The sequence below is a fragment of the Streptomyces sp. CA-243310 genome (assembly GCF_050936775.1).
Classification (GTDB): domain Bacteria; phylum Actinomycetota; class Actinomycetes; order Streptomycetales; family Streptomycetaceae; genus Streptomyces.
Genome location: NZ_JBNJMF010000002.1, coordinates 705,617 through 729,786 on the forward strand (window position 1 = coordinate 705,617; position 24,170 = coordinate 729,786).

At 73.7% G+C, this 24,170-nt stretch carries 20 protein-coding genes; 10 read left to right on the forward strand and 10 right to left on the reverse strand.

All coding sequences use genetic code 11. The features are described 5' to 3' along the window. The 7 genes from ACQEVM_RS20695 (at position 1) to ACQEVM_RS20725 (ending at position 9,019) form a co-directional block, all read left to right on the forward strand. Positions 1-3,621 (forward strand): vWA domain-containing protein, encoded by a 3,621-nt coding sequence (locus ACQEVM_RS20695; RefSeq protein WP_433085282.1) that lies wholly within the window; start codon positions 1-3, stop codon positions 3,619-3,621. After that, positions 3,618-5,546 carry a hypothetical protein gene (locus tag ACQEVM_RS20700; protein WP_433081169.1) on the forward strand — a complete coding sequence of 643 codons (1,929 nt, stop codon included), beginning with the start codon at positions 3,618-3,620 and terminating at the stop codon, positions 5,544-5,546. The genes ACQEVM_RS20695 and ACQEVM_RS20700 overlap by 4 nt, the downstream gene beginning before the upstream one ends. A 304-nt stretch (positions 5,547-5,850) precedes the next feature. Then, complete coding sequence (locus ACQEVM_RS20705; protein ID WP_433081171.1) at positions 5,851-6,591, forward strand: GmrSD restriction endonuclease domain-containing protein; 741 nt, start codon at positions 5,851-5,853, stop codon at positions 6,589-6,591. Next, positions 6,588-6,875, forward strand: a complete 288-nt coding sequence (locus tag ACQEVM_RS20710; RefSeq protein ID WP_433081173.1) for a hypothetical protein — start codon at positions 6,588-6,590, stop codon at positions 6,873-6,875. The genes ACQEVM_RS20705 and ACQEVM_RS20710 overlap by 4 nt, the downstream gene beginning before the upstream one ends. Positions 6,876-7,113: 238 nt before the next feature. Continuing rightward, complete coding sequence (locus ACQEVM_RS20715; protein ID WP_053680668.1) at positions 7,114-7,305, forward strand: DUF5302 domain-containing protein; 192 nt, start codon at positions 7,114-7,116, stop codon at positions 7,303-7,305. A 191-nt stretch (positions 7,306-7,496) separates the two neighbouring features. After that, positions 7,497-7,907, forward strand: coding sequence for a rodlin (locus ACQEVM_RS20720; protein WP_433081176.1), 411 nt, complete (start codon positions 7,497-7,499; stop codon positions 7,905-7,907). A 197-nt stretch (positions 7,908-8,104) separates the two neighbouring features. Beyond that, complete coding sequence (locus tag ACQEVM_RS20725; RefSeq protein ID WP_433081178.1) at positions 8,105-9,019, forward strand: glycoside hydrolase family 19 protein; 915 nt, start codon at positions 8,105-8,107, stop codon at positions 9,017-9,019. Here ACQEVM_RS20725 and ACQEVM_RS20730 read toward each other — a convergent pair. The 3 genes from ACQEVM_RS20730 to ACQEVM_RS20740 form a co-directional block, all read right to left on the reverse strand. After that, positions 9,009-11,783 (reverse strand): AAA family ATPase, encoded by a 2,775-nt coding sequence (locus ACQEVM_RS20730; RefSeq protein WP_433081180.1) that lies wholly within the window; start codon positions 11,781-11,783, stop codon positions 9,009-9,011. The two genes, ACQEVM_RS20725 and ACQEVM_RS20730, sit on opposite strands and share 11 nt — an antisense overlap. Positions 11,784-12,065: 282 nt before the next feature. Beyond that, positions 12,066-13,841 carry a S8 family peptidase gene (locus ACQEVM_RS20735; protein WP_433085284.1) on the reverse strand — a complete coding sequence of 592 codons (1,776 nt, stop codon included), beginning with the start codon at positions 13,839-13,841 and terminating at the stop codon, positions 12,066-12,068. A 394-nt stretch (positions 13,842-14,235) separates the two neighbouring features. Further along, positions 14,236-14,973, reverse strand: a complete 738-nt coding sequence (locus ACQEVM_RS20740) for a DUF1838 family protein (protein WP_433081182.1) — start codon at positions 14,971-14,973, stop codon at positions 14,236-14,238. Positions 14,974-15,112: 139 nt separating this feature from the next. On the opposite strand from ACQEVM_RS20740, the gene ACQEVM_RS20745 reads away from it, so the two are divergent. From ACQEVM_RS20745 to ACQEVM_RS20755, 3 genes are all read left to right on the forward strand, one after another. Continuing rightward, complete coding sequence (locus ACQEVM_RS20745) at positions 15,113-16,096, forward strand: DUF1996 domain-containing protein (protein ID WP_433081184.1); 984 nt, start codon at positions 15,113-15,115, stop codon at positions 16,094-16,096. Positions 16,097-16,197: 101 nt separating this feature from the next. Then, positions 16,198-16,800 (forward strand): sigma-70 family RNA polymerase sigma factor, encoded by a 603-nt coding sequence (locus ACQEVM_RS20750; protein ID WP_433081186.1) that lies wholly within the window; start codon positions 16,198-16,200, stop codon positions 16,798-16,800. After that, on the forward strand, positions 16,797-17,528 hold the full coding sequence (locus ACQEVM_RS20755) for an anti-sigma factor family protein (protein WP_433081188.1): 732 nt from the start codon (positions 16,797-16,799) through the stop codon (positions 17,526-17,528). The genes ACQEVM_RS20750 and ACQEVM_RS20755 overlap by 4 nt, the downstream gene beginning before the upstream one ends. A gap of 419 nt (positions 17,529-17,947) precedes the next feature. Here the strand turns inward: ACQEVM_RS20755 and ACQEVM_RS20760 are convergent, their stop codons facing one another. The 7 genes from ACQEVM_RS20760 to ACQEVM_RS20790 form a co-directional block, all read right to left on the reverse strand. After that, positions 17,948-18,679: a hypothetical protein gene (locus ACQEVM_RS20760; protein WP_053680679.1), complete on the reverse strand. Its 732-nt coding sequence runs from the start codon at positions 18,677-18,679 to the stop codon at positions 17,948-17,950. 97 nt (positions 18,680-18,776) lie between these two features. Then, the gene (locus ACQEVM_RS20765; RefSeq protein WP_433081190.1) at positions 18,777-20,012 is read right to left on the reverse strand and encodes a cytochrome P450 family protein; all 1,236 of its coding nucleotides are present in this window, start codon (positions 20,010-20,012) and stop codon (positions 18,777-18,779) included. Beyond that, positions 20,009-21,247, reverse strand: coding sequence for a cytochrome P450 (locus ACQEVM_RS20770; protein ID WP_053680684.1), 1,239 nt, complete (start codon positions 21,245-21,247; stop codon positions 20,009-20,011). Before ACQEVM_RS20770 ends, ACQEVM_RS20765 begins: the two co-directional genes overlap by 4 nt. Beyond that, entirely contained in the window at positions 21,244-21,873 is a 630-nt protein-coding gene (locus ACQEVM_RS20775; protein ID WP_433081193.1) for a GTP-binding protein, read from the reverse strand. Before ACQEVM_RS20775 ends, ACQEVM_RS20770 begins: the two co-directional genes overlap by 4 nt. Further along, positions 21,854-22,207 carry a DUF742 domain-containing protein gene (locus ACQEVM_RS20780; RefSeq protein WP_053680688.1) on the reverse strand — a complete coding sequence of 118 codons (354 nt, stop codon included), beginning with the start codon at positions 22,205-22,207 and terminating at the stop codon, positions 21,854-21,856. Before ACQEVM_RS20780 ends, ACQEVM_RS20775 begins: the two co-directional genes overlap by 20 nt. Beyond that, positions 22,204-22,605, reverse strand: a complete 402-nt coding sequence (locus ACQEVM_RS20785) for a roadblock/LC7 domain-containing protein (RefSeq protein ID WP_053680690.1) — start codon at positions 22,603-22,605, stop codon at positions 22,204-22,206. Before ACQEVM_RS20785 ends, ACQEVM_RS20780 begins: the two co-directional genes overlap by 4 nt. Further along, positions 22,602-24,161, reverse strand: a complete 1,560-nt coding sequence (locus tag ACQEVM_RS20790) for a sensor histidine kinase (RefSeq protein WP_433081195.1) — start codon at positions 24,159-24,161, stop codon at positions 22,602-22,604. The genes ACQEVM_RS20785 and ACQEVM_RS20790 overlap by 4 nt, the downstream gene beginning before the upstream one ends. Positions 24,162-24,170 lie beyond the last annotated feature (9 nt).

Consider the following 24,170-nt stretch of genomic DNA (forward strand, 5'->3'; position numbering starts at 1 on the left):
ATGGTCGATCCGAGGGACGCCGTGGAGGCGCTCGCCGCGTGCCGGGAGCCTTACCTGCTGGGGGTCCGGCATCACAGCCCGGCCCTCGCGGCGATGGTGCCGGCGCTGCTGGACGCGGCGGGCGCGGAGGTGCTCTGCGTGGAGCTTCCCGCCGAGTTCCAGTCGTGGTGGGAGTACGTCGCGGATCCCGAGACGGTGGCCCCGGTCGCGCTGGCCGGCCAGGGGCGGGACGGGCGCCTGGCGTTCTACCCGTTCGCCGACTTCTCCCCGGAGCTGGCGGCGATCCGCTGGGCACGGGAGCGCGGTGTGGAAGTGGTCTGCTGTGACCTGCCGTTGGCCGATGGCGGATGGTTCCTTCCGGACGCCCCGGCGGGCGTCCGGCCGGTGGGCCCCGACCGGCCGGTACCGGAGTCGGGCACGCCCGACGGGCCTGCCCCGGACGCCGTGGTCCCGTCGGGCGACGGGCCGGCCTCGGGCCGACGTTCCTTCGCCGAGGCGCTCTCCGCGTCCGGCACCGGGCGCGAGGGCGACGACCTCTGGGACCGCGCGGTCGAGGTACAGGCCCCGGGCTGCTCCCCCGAGGCCGTGCGCAGGGCGGCGCTCGGCGTGGGCTGGGCGCTGCGCGCGGACGCCGACGTGCCCGCGCGGGACCTGGCCCGCGAGGCGCACATGCGGGCCGTGATCGCCGCCGCCTCCGCCGGGGGGCGCCGGGTGGCCGCGCTGATCGGCGCCTTCCACGCGCCGGCCCTCCTCCCGGCCGACGCCGCGGTGGGCGATGTCGCGGTGGCCGCCGGCGAGGACTCCGGCGCGGCGGTGAAGGACTCCGGCGGGTCCGGGGCGGACTCCGGCTCGCGCCCCGCCGACGACGCCGTGGTGGCCTCGTTCGTGCCGTACTCCTTCGATCTGCTCGACTCCCGCTCCGGTTATCCGGCCGGCATCCGGGACCCGCTGTGGCAGCAGGCCGTGTTCGAGGCCGGCGGGGACCCGGTGCGGGTCCGGGACGCGGCCTCGGTCGCCGTCACCGGGGTCTGTCGGGAGCTGCGCCGGGCCGGGCACACCGCGGGGACCGGGGAGGCGGCGGAGACGCTGCGGCTCGCCTGCGACCTGGCGATGCTGCGCGGGCTGCCCGCGCCCGGGCGGGGGGAACTGCTGGAGGCGGTCATGACCGTCCTCGGACAGGGTGAACCGCTGGGTCGGGGGCGGGCGTTGGCCCGCGCCCTGGAGGCCGTGCTGATCGGGGCGGGGCGCGGCAGGATCACCCCGCACGCCCCCCGTTCGGGGCTCGGTCCCGCCGTCGAGGAGGAGTTGGCGGCGCTGCGGCTGCCGTCGCCGAGTGATCCGGCCGCCCGTGAGATCCGGCTGGATCCGTTGCGTTCCGAGCTGGACGGCCGCCGCGAGGTCATGCTGCAACGGCTGCTGGTGTGCGGCGCCGGGTACGGGGAGCCCGTCGCCGTGGCCGCCACCGGCGACGGCACCGCGCTCGGCAGCAAGTGGCGGCTGTCCTGGACCCCCTCCGTGCCCGCCCGGCTGGACCTGGCCGGCATCCGCGGCGTGACCGCCGCCCAGGCGGCCGCCGGGACGCTGCGTGACGTCGCGCGCCGCGCGGCCGAGGAGGGGGGCCCGACGCCGGCGCAGGTCCTGGCCGGGTTGCGCGCCGCCGCGCGGTGTGACCTGCCGGCGCTGGTCGACGTACGGTTGGAGGAGGCCGCCGCGATCCTCCCGGAGACTGCCGGACTGCCGGAACTCCTCGAGTCGCTGGACCTGTTGGAGGGTCTGGGTCGGGGCCACTTCCCCGGCGCGACGCAGGGGGTGCGGGTGCGCGCCGAGGCGATCTCGGAGGAGTTGGTGGAGGCCTCCGTACGGTCCCTGCCCGGGCTCGCCGGCAGCGAGGACCCCGCCGACGCCGGCGCCCTGGTGGCCCTCGCCGACCGGGCCGCCGGCCGACACCTGGGATTGCGACTGGACTCCGCCCTGGCGGAACTGGCCTCCTCCGCCTCCCCGTTGGTGCAGGGCGCGGCCCTGGCCGTGCGGGTCCTGCTGGACCTGGATGCGGCGCACGGGCTCGGCGACCGCGCGGCGGGTTGGGTCGACGGTGCCGGCACGCCGGACGCCCGGCGTGTCCTGACCCGCAGGCTGACGGGTCTGCTCACGGCCGCCGGCCCGCTGCTCGGCTCCTCCCCTACCGCCCTCGCCCCCCTGCTGGACCGGGTGGACGGCCTCGCGGACGATCGGTTCCTGGACCGGCTGCCGGCGCTGCGCGGCGGCTTCGACGCGCTCTCCCCCGCCGCCCGCGACCGGTTGCTGGACACCGTCACCGAACGGCTCGGGGACCGCCTGGACCTCTCGCTGGACGCACCGCCCGGGCTGCTCGCCCTCTGGGCGGCGGCGGACGCCGCGGGCCTCGCCGCGCTCAAGGACCTGCCGCTGCCCGCCGCGGCCACCGAAGCGCCCGACGTCCCGGAGGGCACGGCCGCCCTGCGGCCCGTCGATCCCGGGTCGCGGCGCCTGTCCCCCGCCGACCGGTGGCGGCTGCTCCTCGGGCGGCAGCGCGACCGGCTGCCGTCCGGTGCGCGGGGCTACGCGCGGGCGCTCGACGAGCTGTACGGCGCCGGGCGCGGCGAGGGCTCCGCCGATCTGGACGACGGCCGCGGCTCGCGCGGGGGGACGGAAGCCTCGTTCCCCACGGCCCGGGAGTGGTCCGAGGAGTTGGAGTCCCTGTTCGGCGCCGACGTGCGCGAGGAGGTGTTGGCCGACGCCGCGGACGCGGGCCGGGTCGACGTGCTGGCCCAGTTGGACCCCACCTCGGTGCGTCCCTCGATGGAGCTGTTGACCTCGGTGCTCTCACTGGCCGGCGGGATGCCCGAACAACAGTTGGCGCGGCTGCGGCCCCTGGTGCGGCGTCTGGTGGACGAGCTGGCCCGGGAGCTGGCCACCCGGCTGCGCCCGACCCTGTCGGGGCTGGCGACCCCGCGTCCGACCCGACGTCCCGGCGGGAAGCTGGACCTGGCCAGGACGCTGCGGGCCAATCTGGCGCACACCCGGCGATCGGCGGACGGGCGGGTGGTGGTCGTCCCGGAGCGGCCCGTGTTCAGTACGCGGGCGAGCCGGGAGGCCGACTGGCGGCTGATCCTGGTGGTCGACGTCTCCGGTTCGATGGAGGCCTCGGTGGTCTGGTCGGCTTTGACGGCGGCCGTGCTGGGCGGCGTTCCCACCCTGTCCACCCACTTCCTGGCGTTCTCGACCCAGGTCGTCGACCTCACGGACCGTGTCGACGATCCGCTGTCGCTGTTGCTGGAGGTACGGGTCGGCGGCGGTACGCACATCGCCGCCGGGCTCGCGCACGCCCGGTCGCTGATCACCGTTCCGAGCCGCACCCTGGTCGTCGTGGTCAGCGACTTCGAGGAGGGGGCGCCGCTCGGCGGGCTGCTCGGCGAGGTGCGCGCGCTGGTCGCTTCCGGCGCGCACCTGTTGGGTTGCGCCGCGCTCGACGACGCCGGCGCGCCCCGGTATTCGGCGGCCATCGCACGGCAACTCGTCGCGGCCGGCATGCCGGTGGCCGCACTCAGTCCCCTCGCTCTCGCCCGCTGGGTGGGCGAACGCCTCCGTGGAGATGTCCGTTGAGTACCGATCTGTTGCCGCCCGTCGCCCCCGAGGTCCTCGCGGAGGCGGTGGAGAACCTCACCGCGCGGCTGCGCAAGAAGTTGGACGCGGCCATCGAGGCGTGCGCCTCGGAGGCGGTGGCCGGACCGGACGGGAGCGTGACCGTCCGCTTCGGCGAGGATGCCGTGGTGACCCTGCGTCCGGGCCCTTCGGGGGTGGTCACGGCGGCCGACGAGGCCGTCTGCGGTTGCCTGCTGGCACCGCGCTGCCTGCATCGGGCCGCCGTGCTGGGGGCTGCCCCGCTCGCCGATCCCGAGCAGCTCGCCCCCGCGGGGCCGACGGCCGACGCCGAACCGGATCCGGCGCACGCGGGTGCGCGGCCCGCGAGCGGTGTGGCGGTGGGGGCCGGTCCGCAGGCGCCCGCGGTGCACGGGCCCACGACACCCGGGGTCACGACACCCCGAACCTCCGCCGGGGCACCGCCGCCGACCGCACCCGAGCCGCCGACCGCCGCACAACTGCGCGCCTCGGCCGCGCTGTGGGAGGCGGGGGCCGTCGCACTGGCCGCCGGGGTCGCGGCCGGCGGTGCGGTGGTCCAGGCCGAGCTGCTGCGGGCCGCGCACAGTGCGCGCCTGGCCGGGCTGCCGCGCGGCGAGGCCGCCGCCCTGCGCGTCGTACGGGGGTTGCGGGCGGCGCGGGAGCGCAGTGCCGCCCAGCGGCTCGGCGCCCTCACCGAGGCCTTCCGCGAACTGTTGCACGTCGCGGGGCTGACGGCCGCCGGAGCCGGCGGGCCCGCGTTGACGGGCTCGGGCCGCCGCGCCTACGAGGCGGGCGGCAGCCTGCGGGTGCACGGGCTGTGCCGCGAGCCCGTGCTGTCCGCCACCGGCTACGGCGGTGTGGTCACCCATCTGGTGGGCGCGGACGGCTCCCGCCACTCCGTGTCGGACGTCCGCCCCGGCGGGCTCGCCCGGGCCCGGGGCGCCGGCTCCGCGTCCGTGGCCCTGGGCGGGGCCGTCCTCGACCACGCCGGGCTGGCGCGCGGGGGTCTGCGCGTCGTCGGCGCGACGGTCTCCGCGGACGGGCGGCTGGGTGCGGGACGCGGGGTCAAGGCGACCCCACTGCCCGGGATCGCGTGGACCGACGAGCCCGCCGCCGCGCTGTTCGCCCGTCCGGCGGCGGAGGCGGTGGCAGGCCTGCTCGCCGACCCCGAGGGCGAGCCCGAGCTGCTGGGCTGCGACGTCCGGGTCGTCGGCGGGGCCGGTGAGCACCTGCTGGTACGGGAGCTGTCGGCGGACGGGACCGTGCGCGCGGACGCGCCCGTGCTCCGACTGCGCCCGGCACATCCGCATCCCGAGTTGCCGCACACGGCCAACCTGCGCCGGCTGGCGGGGTGTCCGGGCCTGGCCATCCGGGTGCTGGGCCGTCCGGATCCGGACCGGGCGGCCACCCTGGGTGCGCTGGCCGTCGGTCCGGTGCCGGGGGCGCGGTACACGTTGCGGTTGCCCGAGGAGTGGCTCGGCCGGGCCGACCTGGGCTACGACCGCCTCCAGGGTTCCCACCTTCCGGACGGGACGCCCGAACTCCCGGAGGGTGAGCACGGCTCCCTGGCCGGTTCGGTCGGGGGCGACGCGGACCCGCTGGCCGAGTCCCCGCTGTGGCGGGTACGCAGGCTCCTGGAGACCGGGGTGGCGGGCGGCCGCCGGGCCGTGGCGGAGGCCGCCAGGGGGCCGGAGCCGCTCGGCCTGCGTGGCCCGCTGCGCCGTTCGGGCTTCGGGGCGGCGGCGGATCTGGCCACCGCCCTGGCCGTCGAGGCGGACCGGCGCCCCCGGGACGCCTTCGGCCGCCTCACCGAGGCCTCGGCCGACCGCTACGCCTGGGCCTGGCTCGCCTCGGCCACCCACCTGGGTGCGGCGGAACGCTCGTTGGTGGCTGCTTCCTGGTCCTGAGCCGGTCGTCTCCCGCGCGGGCTCCGGCGGCGCGGGAGAGCCGGAGCCCACCGGTCGTGCGAGATCGGACACACCCGACGCCGAAGGACGGAGCGTTACGAAGGGTGGGGAAGGCCCTGACACCGGGGCAACCGCACCCCGCAGGGCCGTCGTTGCCGCGGTCGCCCGCGGCCGGCCCGACGGACCGCCCCGGGGCGCCTCCCTGACGGCCCGTGACACTCGGCGTGACGCGCACGGATCGGATGTCCGGGTATGGGTAGGCTCCCCCGGGACAGCGTGCGGGAGTTCGAACCGGGGTGGATTCATGGAACGTCAGACAGGGGCGCGCGGCCTCGCGGTGGCCGTCGCGCTGCTGCTCGGGGTGACCGGATGCAGCCAGACCGGCGCCGGCGGGCCCGCCGACGGGAAGGGCGGCACGCGGGTACCCGGCACCTCCGCCTCGCCCTCCGCGCCGTCCGGGGGCGACGCGAAGCCGACCCGGGGCGACGTACTGCCGGGCATGGTCAGCGCGGCCGTCGCCCGGACGCAGCTGGCCGCGCTGAAGATCGGCAAGCCCGGCACGATGGCCGGCTACAGCCGCGCCAAGTTCACGCACTGGGCCGAGCAGGGCAACAAGTGCGACACCCGCGAGGCCGTCCTCAAGCGCGACGGCAAGGACGTCGCCCAGGACTCCGAGTGCCGCGCCTCGTCCGGTGCGTGGAAGAGCCTGTACGACGGGCTGGAGTTCAGCGAGGCGTCGAAGCTGGACATCGACCACATGGTCCCGCTCGCCGAGGGCTGGCGCTCCGGCGCCGCCGACTGGGACGCGGCCCGGCGCAAGGCCTTCGCGAACGACCTGACCCGCCCCCAGCTGCTGGCGGTCTCGGCCGCGTCGAACCGTTCCAAGGGCGACCAGAGCCCGGACCTGTGGCAGCCCCCGGACAAGGCGAGCTGGTGCCAGTACGGACGCGCCTGGACCACCGTGAAGTCCCACTACCAGCTGACCGTCACCGAACCGGAGAAAGCCATGCTCACCACCATGATCGACACCTGCGCGGGCTCATGACCGGGGCGGACGGGCACGACGCGGCGCAGGAGTGGACGGACACGGTCGTGGCCGGCCCCGGCGGCGCCATGACCGACGAGGTCGGCGTGATCACCGGTGAGCTGACCCTCCGCACGGTCGCGGGAACCGATGGCAAGATCCGCTTCGAGATCCAGTACCTGGACGCCGACGAGTGGTACACGCTCACGGGCAGCCCCCTCCCGCACGGAGACCCGCACGCCCTCCACCGCGCGGCCCTCGCGGCCGTCCGCGCCGGCGGCGGGGCCGAGGTCCCCTCCCACTGAGTCCCCCGGTCGTCCGTCGCGCCGTCCCGAGGGCCTCGGGACGGGTCACGGGGCGGTGACCTGGGCGGGGATCCCGAGGTCGCGGCGCATCCGACGGCCCCGGGGCGTCCGACGACGCCGCCCCGGGGGTCCCGGTCGACCCACCCCGCCTCCCGGGATGCCTCTCAGAGCGAACTCGCTGGTCAGGGGGACGGCCACCTGACAGACTGAAACGGCTCGATCACCCCAGGAGGACAAGATGGCAGACGAAACAGACACCCCGCAGAACGAGTCCCCGGCCGACGAGGCCAAGCGCAAGTTCCGGGAGGCACTGGAGCGCAACGCCGCGAATGCCCAGTCCCAGCAGTCACACCAGAGCCGGGCGAAGGTGCAGGGTTCCAGCAGCGGCCCCGGCGGCAAGAACAAGAAGGTCCGTCGCAAGACCGGCTGACCACGGACCGACCGCTGCCCCGCCGGGAGACTCCACCCGGCGGCGTGGGCGGCGACCGCGCGGGCGGGTCGTCGCGGGGCCACCGGAACGGATCGTTGGGCCGCATGGGTGACGGGCGATAACCACATGCCGTGAGGACAGTTGATCAGGGCGTCCCGCCGGGGACAGCTCATGCGACAGAAGGATCCTCAATGCTCAAGAAGTTCATGGCCACCGCCGCAGTCACCGCCTCCGTCATCGGCGCGGGCGCCGTTGCGGCCACCCCGGCGATGGCGATCGGCAACGACAACGGCGTGAACACGGTCAACGGCAACAACGCCTCGCAGATCTACGGCAACCAGGAGACCGAGGGCGCCATGAGCCCGCAGCTCAGCGCCATCCAGGGTTCGCTGAACAAGCTCTGTGTCGGCCTGCCCGCGAAGGTCAACGCCCAGTCGGTCCTCGCCGCGCTCAACGTCGGTGTCCAGGACATCAACGTCCTGTCGAACCCGCAGAACCAGCAGTGCGCGGAGAACTCCACCCAGGCGAAGGGTGACGAGTCCCTGTCGCACATCGTGGACAACATCCCGGTGCTCTCCGGGAACCTCTCCGCCGGCAGCTGACCCGGTCGACCCGAACCGGCGTGACGACTCGCTCGTCACGCCGGTTCGGCGTTTCCGCGCGACCGTTTCCACCCGTGGCCGTTCCGCGTTCCACCGAAAAGTTTGGTCTAGACCTTGACAGGTCCAGACCACCTTCGGTTCAGTGGCGGCAGTTGTCGTCCCCACCCGGCAACTCCCCCCACTCTAGGAGCAGTCACGTGATACGCACGCTTCGTCGTCGTGCCCTCTCGCTGGCCGCGGCAGCCGCCGTGACCCTCGGTCTCGCCGTGGCCCTGCCCGCCTCCCCCGCCGCGGCGGCTCCCGCCTGCGCCGGTTCCTGGGCCGCATCGGCGGTCTACACGGGCGGCATGAACGCCTCGTACAACGGACACAACTGGCAGGCCAAGTGGTGGACGCAGGGCGAGACGCCCGGCACCACCGGCCAGTGGGGCGTCTGGTCCGACCAGGGCGCCTGCGGTGGCGGCGGGGGCCAGGACCCCGACCCCGGCAACGGGCGGTTCGTCGTCAGCGAGGCCCAGTTCAACCAGATGTTCCCGAACCGGAACCCCTTCTACACCTACAACGGGCTGGTCGCGGCGCTCTCCGCGTACCCCGCCTTCGCCAACACCGGCGACGACACGGTCAAGCGGCGCGAGGCGGCCGCCTTCCTCGCGAACGTCTCGCACGAGACGGGCGGGCTCTTCTACATCGTCGAGCAGAACACGGCCAACTACCCGCACTACTGCGACGCCACGCAGCCCTACGGATGTCCGGCGGGCCAGGCCGCGTACTACGGGCGCGGCCCCATCCAGCTCAGCTGGAACTTCAACTACAAGGCGGCCGGTGACGCCCTGGGCATCAACCTCCTCGCCAACCCCTACCTCGTGGAGCAGGATCCGGCGGTGGCCATGAAGACGGCCCTCTGGTACTGGAACACGCAGAACGGTCCGGGCACGATGACCGCGCACGCCGCCATGGTCAACGGCGCGGGCTTCGGCGAGACGATCCGCTCCATCAACGGAGCCCTGGAGTGCAACGGCGGCAACCCCGGGCAGGTCCAGAGCCGGGTGAGCAAGTACCAGAGCTTCACCCAACTGCTGGGTGTGACGCCGGGGAACAACCTCAGCTGCTGAGGCGTCCCGTCCTCAGGGCGGTGGCCAGCTGCGCGCGGGAGCGCACGTCGAGCTTCTGGTAGATCCGGGTCAGCCGGGCCTCCACGGTCTTGACGCTGAGGAACAGCTTCGCGGCCGCCTCCTGGTTGCTGGCGCCCTGACCGACGAGCAGGGCCAGTCTGGTCTCGGCCTCGGTCAGGGCCGCCTGTCCCGGCTGCCCGCCGGCGGCCGGGTCGGGTGCGGCCTCCCTGGACAGCTCCAGCCAGGGTTTCGCACCGGCCCGGTCGAACACGTCGGCCGCCTCCCCGAGGGCGGCGCGGGCGGGAGCGCGCCGGCGCCGGCGCCGTTCGACGCGGGCCAGCGCGAGCAGGGTCCTGGCCCGTTCCAGCGGGAGTCCGAGGGCGCCGAACCGCCGGGCCGTGGCCTCCAGCAGAACCACGGCGGGCTCCGCGTCGCCCCGCGCGGACAGGAACAGGCCCCGGGCCCGGTCCAGGGAAGCGAGCACGCCGGTACGGCCGAGGGCGTCGGCGACCGTACGGGTCGACTCCAGCAGGGCGGCGGCCTCCTCGAGGGCGTCGGCGGCCACCAGGGCCTCCGCGAGTTCCCCGTGCCAGCGCAGGACGGAGGGGTCCACCACCTGCTGGGCCTCCTCCAGCTCCGCCACCCTGCTCAGGGTGGCCACCGCCTTCGCGGCTTCCCCGGTGGCCAGTTCGACCAGCCCGAGGGCGTACAGGCCCCGGGACAGGAAGACCTGGTCCTGTTCCTCCTCGGAGGCCTGGACACCCCGGCGGGCGTAGCCGGCGGCGCGGGCGAAGCTGCCGGCCGTGGCCTCGGCCATCGCGGCGACGTACCAGGCGGGGCCCGGTGACAGACCGGCCTCGATGGTGAGTTCCAGGGCGTGGCGGGCGTGCGTGGTGCCCACGGCGCAGTTCCCGCGGCGCAGCTCGACCTCGGAGAGGCTGCGCAGCACCTCGAAGACGTCTTCGGCGGAGCCGGTGCGTCGGACGGCGGGCAGCAGGACGAGGAGCCGGCCGCGGGCGTCGTCGAGCCGGTCGTCGAAGAGGGCGTGCCGGACGGCCAGGTACTGCGGCGCGTTGCGCATGCCGAGCGGCATCTCGGGGGCGGGCAGGGCCAGCGCCTCGGCCAGGATGTCCTCGGCGTCGTGGTCACCGAGGATGCGGCCCATGCGGGCCCGCACGGTCAGGGCCATGGCCTCGGCGACCTGGTCGCCACCGAGGGCGGCGAGGGTGCCCGCCTCGGCGGCGGCGTCGCGGGAGCGGACGGGGTCCCCGTCGCTGAGGTTGTGCTTCCAGGCGATGCGGAGTTGGACGGCGGCGCGCAGCGAGGGGTCGCCGGCGGCGTCGTCCACGGCGTACGCGAAGGTCTCGTCGAGGTCGGCGAGGGCCTGCCCGGCGGCGTCGATCACGGCGAGCCGGGCCCGTACCCGGTCGGCGGGCGAGGCGTCGCGGGCGAGCACGGCGCGGGTGGCGCGGCGGGCGAGGTCGGCGCGGCCGGCCCATCCGGCGTCCTCGGCGGCGCAGACCAGTCGGGCCAGTTCGTCCCGGGGCAGGTCGGCGGGGGTGCGTTCGGCGGCGAGCAGGCCGAGTTCGGCGGCGAGGGCGCGTTGACCCCGGCGCCGGCAGGACGCGGCGGCCTCGGTGATCTCGGCGGCGAGGCGGGCGTCGGGGGTGTCCACGGCCAGGGCGCGGTGCCGTACGGCCTGGACGGGGTCGTCCACGGCGGTGGCGAGCGCGGCGTGCCCGGCGGCCCGCTCGGGCCAGCCCGCGTCGGCGGCGAGCGCGGTCGGGAGGGCGCCCGCGGTGAACCGCACCGCGCCGCCCTCGCCGACGGTGACCAGCGCGGCGCGTTCGGCCTCGGCGAGTTCCGCGTCGGCGTCGGGGCGGCCGGCCCGGCGGAGCAGGGCGGTGGTGGGGCGGGTCGCGAGGGCGGCGAGCAGCAGGGTGCGGCGGGCTCGGGCGGGGGCTTCGGCGAGCAGCCGGCGGGCGACCTCGCGGGCCTGCCCGGAGACGGGCAGCGTGTCGGCGTGGTGGGCGCCTCCGTCGCGGGATCCGGCGGCTTCGGCGAGGGAGTGGCCGAGGGCCAGGGCGAGGCGGGGGTTGCCGCCGCTGGCCTGGTGGATGCGGCCGGCCAGCCGGGCGGGCAGGCCGTGTCGGCAGAGGAGTTCGGCGACCTGCTCGGCCCCGAGCGGGGGAACGCGGATGGCGGGGGTGTCGGGGCCGCAGAGGGGCACGGCGACGGGGGCCCCGCCCTGTACGCATTCGGCCACGAGGACCCGGACTCCGGGTGGGGTGAGGCGCAGGGCGAAGCGGAGGAGGTCGGTGCTCTCGTCGTCGAGCCACTGCGCGTTGTCGAGGACGAGCAGGACGGGTCCCGGGGCGGCCAAGGTCCGCAGGACCTCGACGACGGCGAGGCGCAGCGCGACGTGGTCGCGGCCGGCGCCGGGCTCGTCGGTCTCGCGCCGGAGCAGGGCGATGGCGGCCCGCTGGGGTCCGGCGAGCCGGTCCAGTACGGCGTGGGGGACGGAGGCGAGCAGGGCGGCGGCCGAGGCCTCGGGTATCCACTGGTCGGCGGCGTCCGGGGCGAGGTGGAGCACGCTCTCCCGCCGGCCCTCCGCCGCGGCCACGACGGCCCTGACCACTTCCGTCTTGCCCGCGCCCGCCGGTCCGGTGAGGATGGCGCGGCCGTGCGTGGTCAGCGCGCGGTCCACCGCCTCGATGAGCTCACCGTGTCCGACGGTCGTGTCAGCGTTCCCCGTCGCCGCCACGCACAGCCACCAGCCTTTCGCGCCCCTGCTTCTGTGCCTTTCCTGTGAGACGCGACAATACGAGGTCAGCCGCCTGGCGGACCCCGTTTGTGACGCAGAAATCAGTGGGTGGACAGGAATGCCCGGCGGACCTGCCGGTACGAGTGGTATCGGCAGGTCCGTCGGGTGCGGTTGGTCCGTACCATCGGCCCGACAGTCGGGAGTTGGGGGGCTCCCGACCGCTGCGTCGGCCGGTGCGGGGACCGGGTGGCTTCCGGCGTGGGGGCCGGGTGCCGGGTGGGTTCAGAAGCCGAGGCTCCAGGAGTTGATGTAGCCGGTGTCGGAGGCGGCCACGTCCTGGACCTTCAGCTTCCAGGTGCCGTTGGCGGGCAGGGCGGAGGCGTCGACGGTGTAGGTGGTGACCAGGTTGGCGGTGCTGTCGTTCGAGGAGTTCTTCAGCCGCTTGACGGTGCCGTTCGGGGCGACCAGGTCGATGACGAGGTCACCGCGGTAGGTGTGCTGGATGTCGACCGAGACCTTGAGCGCGGCCGGGGCGTTGCCGGTGCGGCCGGTGACGGCGATCGAGGACGAGACGGCGCCGCCGTTGTCCGGGATCGCGACGTCGGTGGTGTTCTCGAAGGTCGGGGTGGTGGGCGTGGAGGTGACGGCGTTCACGGTCGCGGCCGCGTCGGCGAGACCGGCGCCGCAGCCACCGGTGCAGGTGCCGGCGAGCGGGCGGGCGTTGGTCTTGATGGCCGACTCGATCTGCGCCGGGGTCAGCGAGGGCTTGGCGGCGGCCAGCAGCGCGGCGAGGCCGGCGACGTGCGGAGCGGCCATGCTGGTGCCCTGGTACGGCTTGTAGATCTCGGCGCCCGGGGTGGTGGTGCCGCCGTTGAGCGAGGAGAGGATGCCGTTCTCGGGGGTGGTGACGGTGCCGGGCGTGTCGGTGGCGCGGCGGGTCTCACCGCCCGGGGCGGCGATGTCGATGATCGTGCCGAAGTTGGAGTAGAACGAGCGGTCGCCGGCGCGGTTGCTGGCGGCCACGTTGATCACGTTGTTGCAGCTGGCGGGTGTGAAGCCGGCCGCGTTCGCGTTGCTGTTGCCGGCGGCGACCACGACGGTGGTGCCGCGGTTGACGGCCGCGTTGATGGCGTTCTGGTAGCTGGTGCCGCAGGTGCCCGATCCGCCGAGGCTCATGTTGATGACCTTGGCCGGGGTGGCGTTGGCCGGGATGCCGGGGACGGAGCCGCCCGATGCCCAGGTGATGGCGTCGACGATGTCCGAGGTGGCACCGCCGCACTTGCCGAGCACGCGGACGGGCTGGATCTTGGCGTTGTAGGCGATGCCCGCGACGCCCTTGGAGTTGTTGGTGGCCGCGGCGATGGTGCCCGCGACGTGGGTGCCGTGCCAGGAGGAGTCACTGGCCTTGGAACCGGTGCCGCACTCGTCGGCCGCGCTCCAGTCGCCCTGGTCGGCGGGGTTGCCGTCACGGCCGTTGCCGTCGCGGGCGGCGGTGGAGTCGCTGATGAAGTCGTAGCCGGCGACGATGTTGGAGGCCACGTCGGAGTGGGTCACGTAGCCGGTGTCGATCACGGCGACGGTGACGCCGGAGCCGGTGGTCTTGTCCCAGGCGGCGGGCACGTTCATGCCGGCGGTGGGCTCGAAGAGGTCCCACTGCTTCGCGTACTCGGTGTCGTTCGGGGTGGCCAGCGCGTAGGCGCGGGAGTCCGGCTCGACGTAGGCGACGTCGGGGTCGGCGCGGAACTGGGCGATCACGTCGGCGGCCGCGGTGGGCGCGGTGGCGCCGCCGAGGTTGACGAGGGCGGCACCGGTGCCGAGGCGGCGGTCGAAGGTCGCCTTCTTGCCGGCCTTCTTCCCCTTGGCGGCGGCGTCGTCGGCGGCGGCGGAGTTCGAACTGGCTTCGCTGGCAGTCGACTTGTACCCGACGATGAGGTTCTCCACCGGCGCCGCGCCGGGGGCCCCGGCGGGGGCCGCGGCGGCCGGGAGGGTGGCGGGGTCCGAGGTGCCGGTCAGGGCCACCGAGGCGGTGGCGGAGCCCGCCAGGAGGGTGACGGACATGGCCACCACGGATATGAGCCGACGTCTGTTTGCGTGCACGGTGTTCCCTTTCGCGGGCCGTTTCCGGGCAGGCCGGAGCGGCCGGTCTGAACTGTGTGGGAGGTGAACCGGCGGCCGCGGATCGGGGACGGGCTGGTCAGACCCGTCCCGGACACCGCAGCGCCGCGTCGCCCGGCCGCGACGGCGGGGCAGGGCGACGGCGGTGCGCCGACGATCCGCCCGGCCTGCGAACGGCTTCGCACCATGTGGGGTGGGTGCGGGGGCTGTTCGAGGTGGGGAAGATCGCCGGTGGGCAGACAGTAGGCAACGCGGGGATGAACGCGATACGGGGAAAACCCTTGTCGGGCCCCTGCGGGGGGGCCGAGGGCCCTGCGCGGGATCCCGGGGGGACGGGCTACGCGGGCGGGTTGAGCCGGCGGAAGTAGGTCCAGCTCGTCTCGTTCGGCTCGGTCCACTTCTCCGGGGCGTGGGCGTATTCCGGGTGGTGGGCGGCGATGTGGGCGCGGGTGCGTTCGGGGACCTCTGCGTAGGAGGAGAGCTTGCGGCCGCGGCAGTGGAAGGTGAGGCCGCCGGGGCGCTGCCCCTGTTCCATCCAGGGCAGCCACGGGGACATGCGGGTCCACGACATGGTGGCGGGGACGTCGGGCGCGTCGGTGGTGAGGACGGACGCGGGGGCGAAGAACTGGAACAGTTCCAGCGCCCGGTAGGTGTCGTCGGCCGACTGGGCGGGGTACTGCTCGACGGGCAGCGGCGAGGGGTAGGCCAGCGGGATCTCCAGGCTGAAGCAGACCTGGTCGCCGAGCTCGGTCATGGGGACCGGGAAGGGACGCCACTTCTGATGGGCCGGATCGTTCCACACGTGGACGACCGGTTTGCCCTGCCAGGTGTCCAGGATCTCGCGGCTCCGCGGGTCGAGGTAGAAGGCGGCCTCCCGGCTCAGGAGTCGGTAGCCCTCCTCCCCCTCCTCCTCGACGAGGCGGGCGACGTTGACGCCCTCGAAGCCGAGGAGTCGCCGGTACGGCTCCCCGGGCGCCCACGCGTGGACGTCGCCGGTCCACCAGAAGGTGACCTCCTCGCCGTCGAGTGAGGCGCGGGTGCGGGCGAAGGCCCGGAGGAGTTCCGTGGGAGTCATGAGGGGTACTCTGCGCGGTCCCGGTCCGCCCCGGCAAGGACCCCGGGTTCGATCCGGCCGCGCCCCGAGGACGCCCGGGGGGACCGCGGCGGGGATGCCAGGTTGACGGGGGTGGTGGACAGCGGCAACGGTGACCGCCATGGAGAACGAAAACCGCCTGCTCGTGCTGCTGGTCTGCCTGGTGTTGGGCGGCGGGCTGACCGCTGCCGCGCTCGGGGCCTCACGGGCCGCCGGGCCGCGGGGCGCGGGCGTCGCCGCGGAGGACTTCGTCGACATGCGCGACGTGGCGCCCACGCCGGCGCCGCCGGCGGCGGGCCCCGGGGGCTCCACCGGATCGGTGGTGGTCGACTGCGGGCGCAACCGGGAACACCACTACAACGAGGACAACCTGGTCGTCTCGCCCGGCTTGCGCGCGGGCGCGCACCACACGCACGCGTACGTGGGAAACCTGTCCACGGACGCCATGTCGACCGACGCCTCGCTGGACGCGGCCCCCACGAGTTGTACGGGCGGCGACCGGTCGACGTACTACTGGCCCGTGCTGCGCCGCACGGACCGTGCGGGCACGGACGGCCACGAGAGCTCCGCGGGGCACGGGAACACCGGTGAGATCATCCCGGAGACGACGGTGGGCGTGGAGTTCCGCGGCAACCCGGTGAGCGAGGTCGTGCCGATGCCCCGGTTCCTGCGCGGCGTGACCGGCAACGCCGTCGCGTACACGGCCGCCGACGACGCCGACGTCCGGGCCCGGTGGGGTTGTTCCGGTTCGCCCGACCGCTCCACCACCCGCTATCCGCGCTGCCCGACGGGCGAGCGGCTGACCCGGACGCTGGTCTTCCCGAGTTGCTGGAACGGCCTGGACACCGAGAGCCCCGGACACCGTTCGCATCTGGTGTTCCCGGCCTCCAACGGGGTCTGCCCGCAGGGCGCCTTCGCGGTGCCGCAGTTGCGCGTCTCGCTGGCCTACGAGGTGCCGGCCGGCGCGCCGATCGCGTTGGACTCCTTCCCGGAACAGCGGCACAGCCCGAAGACGGACCACGCGATGTTCGTGAACGTGATGACCGAGGGCCGGATGCGGGCGGTCGCCGACTGCCTGAACACGGGGCGCACGTGCCGGATGTGACCTGCGGGGCGGCGTTGGTGATGCAGGTCACATGAACCCGGACGCGCCGGGCGGCGTGTTCCGACCGCACCACGCGAAGCACGAAAGACGGAGAGGGTGAGATGGCCGGACCACTGTGGCCCCGCACTCGGCGGGGCTCGACCGATGAGGCACTGATCAAGTCGGTGTACGAGGAGCACGGCCACGCCCTGCTCGCGTACGCCACCCGGCTGACCGGAGACCGGGCGGCCGCCGAGGACGTGGTCCAGGAGACCCTGATACGGGCCTGGCGTCACTCCGAGGTCCTGATCAACGGGAAGGGATCGGTACGCGGCTGGCTGCTCACGGTGGCGCGCAACATCGTCACCGACCGGTTCCGGGCCAAGGCGGCGCGGCCTCCGGAGGTCTCCGGCTCGGCGGCCGCTCCCCCGGTGGAGGCGGATCACGCCGACTCGGTCGTGAACGCCATGACCGTACTGGGAGCCCTCGACCAGCTGACCCCGGAACACCGGGACGTGCTGACGGAGTTGTACTACCGACAGCTCAGCGTCGCCGAGGCGGCCGATCGCCTCGGGATTCCGGCGGGAACGGTCAAATCACGCGCGCACTACGCCCTCAAGGCGTTGCGCGAAGCCTTCATGGACGGCACCAGGGACGGCAACAGGCACAGACGATCGGGCAGGCCGCCCCAGCAGCCCGGCGGATTGCGGGAGGTGGTGGCATGAACCGGCAGCGGCACGAGGAGGAACTGCTCGGCCCCTATGTTCTCGGAGTCCTGGACGAACAGGACGTGCGACGCGTCGAGGAGCACATCGGCGACTGCGTGCAGTGCCGGGAGGAGGTGACCGCGTTGCGCGAGATGGAAGCCGCGCTCGGCGAGGTGCCCGAGGAGGCGTTCCTGGAGGGACCGCCCCAGGGCGGCGATCTGTTGCTGCAGCGCACGCTGCGGCAGGTGCGGGGCGAGCGGGCCTCGGCGTCCCGGCGCCGTGTGGGACTGGCGGGTCTGGCCGCGGCCGCCTCACTGGCCGCCGTGTTCTGGGCCGGGACCCAGTCGGGCCCGGGCCAGGTGGAGGCGGCGCCCCCGTCACCGACCCCGACCGTGTCGGCGACGCCTTCACCGCCGCCGCCCGGGACCCAGGTGGCTTCGGCGACTGATCGACTCACGGGTGCGCGGATGACCGTACGGGTGACGCCGGCCCCCCAGTGGGTGCGGGTGCACGCGGCCGTGGCGGACATCCCGGCGGGTGAACGGTGCCGGTTGATCGTGGTCTCCCGGAACGGCAAGCGGACCATCGCGGGCGGTTGGGTCGTGGGCTCGGCGGAGCACGGCGAGGGCAAGGGGGCCGCGTTGGACGGTTCGGCGGCCGTCGATCCGGCGGACGTGAAGGAGATCCTGGTCGAGAACGAGTCGGGCAAGGCCTACGTGTCGGTGCCCGTGCCGGCGAAGGCGTAGCCGGGCATGCGTGAACACGTGAACGCGTGACGGAGCCCGGGAGCATATCCAGCTCCCGGGCTCCTGCTTGCCACCCATTTGCGCACACCGGCGGCTTTTAAGGGCCGCGGATCATTTTGAGATCGACGTGTTCTGCCTTTGAACTACAGCGCCGCGGCAGAGGCGCCGAGGGGACTTGAACCCCCATCCGTCGATGATCGCCCGCGCCCGGTCGATCCGGTGTTCGGCGGCGAATACTGAGACTGGAGCGAGAATCTGAGATTCATGGGGCCGCCTCTACCGGCTTGGGCCACCCCCGCACGTGGTGCGGGGAGAGGGATTCGAACCCCCATCTGACACCCCGTGTTCAGCTTCGACATTCAGTTTCAGCTTGCGCTCTTCAGCGCACCCCCTCGCTCGCACGGGGGGCGTTGTGGAGGCTACCTGAAGAGGTAGCCGAACACCGCGTCGCCGACCCGCTGGTCGGTGACGTCGGCGCTGTTGGCCTCCTCGCGGGCGAACTTGACCGCCTGCTGGATCTTCTCGACCCGGTCGAGGAGTTCGTTCACGCGCCGCGCGGGCAGGGCTCCGGAGAACTTCACGGTGGTCCAGTAACCGACCGGCACGTCCTCGTAGTACACCTCGACCTGCGCCGGGTGCTTCTCCGTGGCCTCGGCCTTCACGTGGTTGCGCGGGACCTTCTTCGTACGGATGGTGCGCACCGGGTCCGTCTTCCAGGAGTCCGTCGAGGGGTCCAGGTTCCAGGCCTCCGACGCGTCCAGCACGGGGAGCTTGCGCACGAAGGTGTGCAGGTCCGTGAGTTGCTTCTCCAGGAACAGCAGGTACGGGACGGGGACCTGGGGCAGCAGGACCTGGCCGTCGACGACGACGTCCGCCGCCGCGGTGCGGTTCGCCCAGTCCTTGGTCGCCGTCACGTCGAACAGTCGCGTGAGGGTGCCGGCGGTCGCGCGCAGCACGTCCTCGGCCTTGAGCTGGACCCGCGTGGATTCCGGGGGCAGTTGCTCGCCCTCTTCGTCCTTGGGCTGGTACGTCCGCGAGATGCCGGCCATCAAGGCGGGCTTCTGGACGTCCTGGTGGGCTTGCGTCAGTTCCTGGAGCGACTTGGACTTGACGCCCTTTTCCACGGCGATTATCTGATTCAGCTTCGGCACGTGGTCAACCTAGCAGCGGCCTCGTCGTGGGCGCACGCGCGTTTCCCCGCCCCCGGGCGGTCTGGGCCCAGGGCGGGGCATCGGCGCGGGGCGTGGGTCAGGCCAGGCGGACCGGGAGGTCGAAGAGGTCGTTCTGGGTGAGGATCGGCTTGTTCCGGAGTTCCTCGGCCGCGACGGCGAGGCTCAGGCCGGGGAAGCGCGCGTACAGGGCCGGGAGGGCCACCAGGGCCTCCAGTCGGGAGAGCGCCGCGCCGGGGCAGACGTGCGGTCCGTGCCCGAAGGAGATGTGCCGGTTGGGGGTGCGGGTGATGTCGAACTCGCCTGCCGTCGGGCCGTGTTGTTCCTCGTCACGACCGAGGGCGCCGAAGGAGACGATCAGGCCCTCGCCCTTGGGCAGGATCCGGTCGCCGACCTCGACGTCCTCGCTCGCGAAGCGGATCAGGACGTGCGAGGTGGGGGTGGACCAGCGCAGGGTCTCCTCGATGACGTTCTCCCACGGGACCTCGCCCTTCAGGACGAGGGCGCGCTGCTCGGGGTGGGTCTCCAGGGCGACGACCGCGTTGACGATCAGGCTGATCGTGGTCTCGTGGCCGGCGGCGACCATCAACTGGAGGGTGTTGGTGATCTCCTCGGTGCCGAGGTGGTCGCCGTCCTCCGAGGCCGCGATCAGGGCGCTGGTGAGGTCGTCGCCGGGGGTGGCGCGCTTGGACTCGACGATGCGGGAGAAGAGCGCGCCGAGGTCCGCCATCATCCGGGGGACTTCCTCGGGCAGCGTCTGGGTGGAGAAGAACTTCTCGAACAGGGCCTTCAGGCGCGGGTGTTCGGCGGCCTCGACGCCCATCAGCTCGCTGATGACGTTCATCGGGAGCGGGTAGGCGAACTCCGCCTTCAGGTCGACGGTCTCCCCCGCGGGCAGTTCCGCCAGCCGGTCGAGCATGCCCGCGGTGAGGGCCTCTATGCCGGCGCGGAGCTTCTCCACCCGGCGGACCGTGAGGGCCTGGGCGACCAGCGTGCGCAGCCGCCGGTGCTCGTCGCCGTCGACGGTGAGCATGGAACGGCCGGGGTTGGCGAGGCCGATCAGCGGCCAGTCCGGGGGGATCTCGCCGCGCTGCCAGGCCCCCCACGCGTCGATGTCCTTGACCACTCTGGTGTCGGTGAGGAGTTTTCGGGCCTCGGCGTGGTGCGTGACGGCGTATACGCCGACACCGCCGGGCAGGACGACGCGCACGAGCGGGCCGGCGGCGCGCAGCGCGGCGCTCTCGGCGGCGAGGTCGGTGACGAAGGGGTCGAGCGTGATGGCGGCGGGGCCGGCGTGGTCGATCGGGCACGTCATCGGAGGGCTCCAAGGGCGGGGGTCGGTGTGTAGGTCACGGGGAGTGCGGACAGTCCGCGCAGCCAGGGCGACGGGCGCCGGGCGAGATCGTTCGCGGGCACGGCGAGGTCCACGTCGGGGAGCCGGTCGAGGAGCACCTCGATGCCGGTCCTCGCGATGGCCTCGGCGACCTCCTGGGCCGGGAAGGGACAGCGGTGTTCCCCGTGGCCGAAGGAGAAGAAGGCGTTGTTGCCGCCGGTGAGGGCGCCCGCGTCGGTGCGCACGTGCGGGTCGGAGTTGGCGGCGGCGAGGCCCAGCAGGAGCATGTCGCCCTCCGCGATGCGCCGGCCTCCGAGGTGGGTGTCCCTGGAGGCCCAGCGGCCGGCCACGTTCTGGGTGGGGGTGTCCTCCCAGAGGACCTCGTTCATGGCTTCGCCGACGCTGTGCCGGCCGCCCGCGAGGGAGGCGGCGAACCGGTCGTCGGTGAGCATGAGGCGCAGGGTGTTGCCGATCCAGTCGGCGGTGGGCTGGTGGCCGGCGGCCATCATCACCATGAGGTCCTGGGCGATCTCGTCGACGGTGAAGCCGGCCTGGTTGGCGAGCATCCGGGAGGCCACGTCGGGGCCGGGCGCGGCGGACTTCGCGGCGAGCAGCGCGTACATGGACTCGCCCAGGTGGCGCTGTCCCTCCAGGGCGCCCTCCCGCCCGTTGATCATGTCGTTCATGGCGGTGACGAGGCCGGGGCCCTGAGCGTCGGAGAATCCGTAGATGCGGGCGAGGACGCGCAGGGGCAGCAGCATGGCGTACTCGCCGACGATGTCGCACGCACCCTTGCCGCAGAGCTGGTCGATCAGCTCGTCGGCGAACCGTTCGGCGTGGCCCTTGAGTTCGAAGGGGTCGACGGACTCCAACGCGTCGGAGATGACGGCCGCGCGCTCGCGGTGGCGCTCGCCCACCGTGTACAGGATGGAGGGCTGCTTGCGGCCGATCATCGGGAGCAGCGGCCAGTCGGCGGGGATGCGGTCCCACTGGTTCCACAGGTCGGAGTCGCGGGAGAAGAGCTGCGGGTCGCTGGTGACCTGGTGCAGTTCGCGGTAGCCGAGGACCAGCCAGGCCGGCACGTCGCCGTCGAGCACGACCGGTGCGACGGAGCCGTGGTCGCGCCGCATCTCGCGGTACAGCTCGACGGGGTCGGTCTGGAACCGGGGCCCGCCGAGGTAGACGGGCTGCGGCTCGCGGGCGTCGGGGGTGGTCACGGGGTGGGCTCCGGGGTCTTGGCCAGGACGGCCTTCTGAAGGTGCTGTACGAGGGAGATCAGGACGTGCTTGCCGGACTCGCGGGAGCGGGCGTCGCAGAACACGAGCGGCACCTCGTCCGGCAGGTCGAGGGCCTCCCTGATGTCCTCGGGGGTGTGGGCGGGTCCACCGAAGTCGTTGCAGGCCACCACGAAGGGCGTGCCGTGGTGTTCGAGTCGGTCGATGGCGTACCAGGAGTCCGCGAGCCGTCGGGTGTCGACGAGGACGACGGCGCCGAGGGTGCCGGCGAAGAGCCGGTCCCACAGGAACCAGAACCGCTCCTGGCCGGGGGCGCCGAAGAGGTACAGCACGTTGCGCGCGTCGAGGGTGATCCGGCCGAAGTCGAAGGCGACGGTGGTGGCCGTCTTGGCGGCGACGCCGGCGGTGTCGTCGACGGCCTCACCGGCCTTGGTCATCGTCTCCTCGGTGTTCAGCGGACGGATCTCGCTGACCGAGCGGACCATCGTGGTCTTGCCGACGCCGAACCCGCCGACGATGACGATCTTCAGGCCGTTGTCGGCGGTGCTGTCGAGGGTCTGGCGAGGCTGACGCGGTTCGGGGGACGCGTCAGAGATTGCGGAGTCCAACGAGCACCTGCTCCAGGATGTCGAGGTCGGGAAGGCGGTACGTCGAACGGGGATGCCGGGCGCTGATCCGCCCGGTGCCCAGCAGGTCGGCGAGCAGGATCCTCACGATGGACACCGGGAGGCCCAGCTCGGCGGCGATCTCCACGACGGCCGTCGGGTACGGGCACATCCTCAGGATGGCCGCGTGCTCCGACTGCATGCCGGGCACCGGATCGCATTCGGCGACGATCAGGGTCACCAGGTCGAACGCGTCCGAACCGGAGCGGCTGCGGCCACCGGTGAGGGTGTAGAGCCGGTCCGGGGAGTCGTCCCGGCCCGGCCTGCCGCGGCTCATCCCCGGGGCCTGGCGATCAGATGCTCGCTCAACTGCTCCACCAGCTCGGACATGTTGTGGCCGACGAGTCCGGCGTCCGCGTCCTCGGCGGCGACGAGCGCGAGGTGGGCACCCTCGCCGGCCTCGACGATGAAGAGGATGCCGCCGTAGAACTCGGTCATGGCGGACCGGACGCCGCCGGTGCCGTCGCCGAACTCGATGGACGCGCCGTGCGAGAGGCTCTGGATGCCGGCGGAGATCGCGGCGAGCTGGTCGGCCTGGTCGACGGACAGCTCGGGGGTGCGGCACAGCTTGAGGCCGTCGCGGGAGAGCACGAGCGCGTGTCGGGCGCCGGGAGTGCGTTCCAGGAGCCCTTCCAGGAGCCAGTTGAGCGTCTCGTCGGTGGTGGAGCCGGTCATTCCGTGTTGCCTTCCGGGTGCGGGGGGTTCTCTGCGTTCGACGGCGCGGCCGACGCGCCGCGCACGGCCTGTCGGAAGCTGCCGAAGCGGGCGGCCGACCGGGAGGCACCGGTGGGCGCGGCCTTGCCGGGGGCCGGGCGGCCCTCGTCGGGTCCTTCGGGGTGGGCCGCGGCGAGCGTCTTGCCGCGTCGCCGTCGGGGCAGTGCGTTGACGCCGGTGCTCGGGTCCTGCCCGGTGGACGCGGGGTCTTCCGGGGCGGCGGTGCGCACGGTGGCCGGGGTGCCGGTCTCGTGATCCGTACGGTCCTTCGCGCGCCCTGGGTCCGCCGGTCCGCCGGCGTCGACGTCGGCCGGGGGCCGCTCGTGCGCGTCGGGCTCGGTGACGGCCGCGGCGGGTGTGGTCGCGGCGGGTGCGGCTGCGGGTGCGCTCTCGTTCCGGGTACTGCTGATCAGGTCCTGGGGGATCATCATCAGGGCGCCGGTGCCCCCGCGCGCGGAGGGCCTGAAGGACACCGTCAGTCCGTGCTTGCGGGCGAGGCGGCCGACGACGGCGAGCCCGAGACGGGTCCCGGAGAGCCCGGCCAGGTCCAGCGACTCGGCGGTCACGGCCTGTTCGGCGCGGCGCAGTTGCACCTCGCTCATGACGAGGCCGCTGTCCTCGACGGTGATGATGATCCCGGCGGGTACCTCTTCCACGTACACGTGGACCTCGGCGGTGGGCGGCGAGAAGCTCGCGGCGTTGTCGAGGAGTTCGGCGAGGGCGTGCATGACGCCTTCGGCGGCGTGTCCGGCGATGGCCGCGTCGCTGGTGGAGTGCGGACGGACGCGCTGGTAGCCGGCGATCCGGCCCATGGCGCCGCGCAGGATCGACTCCATGACGATCGGCTTCGCCCAACGGCGCCCGGAGCGGGCTCCGGTGAGGACGGCGATCGAGTCGGCGAGGCGGCCGGCCTGTGCGGTGCGGTGGTCGAGGTGGAGGAGGTCGCCGAGGACGTCCTCGTCGGCGTGCCGGTGCTCCATGTCCCGCAGGTCGGCCAGCATTCCCGTGGCGAGCGCCTGCATGCGGCCGGCCGCGTTGGCGGCGGCGGCCATGGCCGCCGCCCGGCCGGACTCGGCGCGCCGCAGGTCGGCTCCGAGCTTCTCGCGGGAGACGAGTTGCGCGGCGGCGACGTTGTCGAGTTCGGTGGAGTGCGCGGTCGTCAGCCGTTCCAACTCCTCGGCGTGCGCCTGGGTGACACGGCCACGTTCGGCGGTGTGGGCGGCCGCGTCGCGGTTCGCGTCGGCGGTCAGCCGGGCGATGTGGCCGTCACGGGCGAGGACGTCGGCGTTGAGGCCGGAGAGCCTGGAGCGCAGGAGTCGGGCGGTGCTGCTGTACCAGGTCACGGAGAAGGCCGAAACCGACAACAGCAGCACGCCGGTGACGGAGAACCAGCCGAGTGGGACCTGGACGGCGGTGGGGGCCGCGGCCACCGCCGCCGTGCAGAGCGTTCCCGATGCCGCCGCGGTGACGAGCAGGGCGAGCAGGGAGGGGCGAAGGGGGGAAGGCGACGCCGTCATCAATCAAAG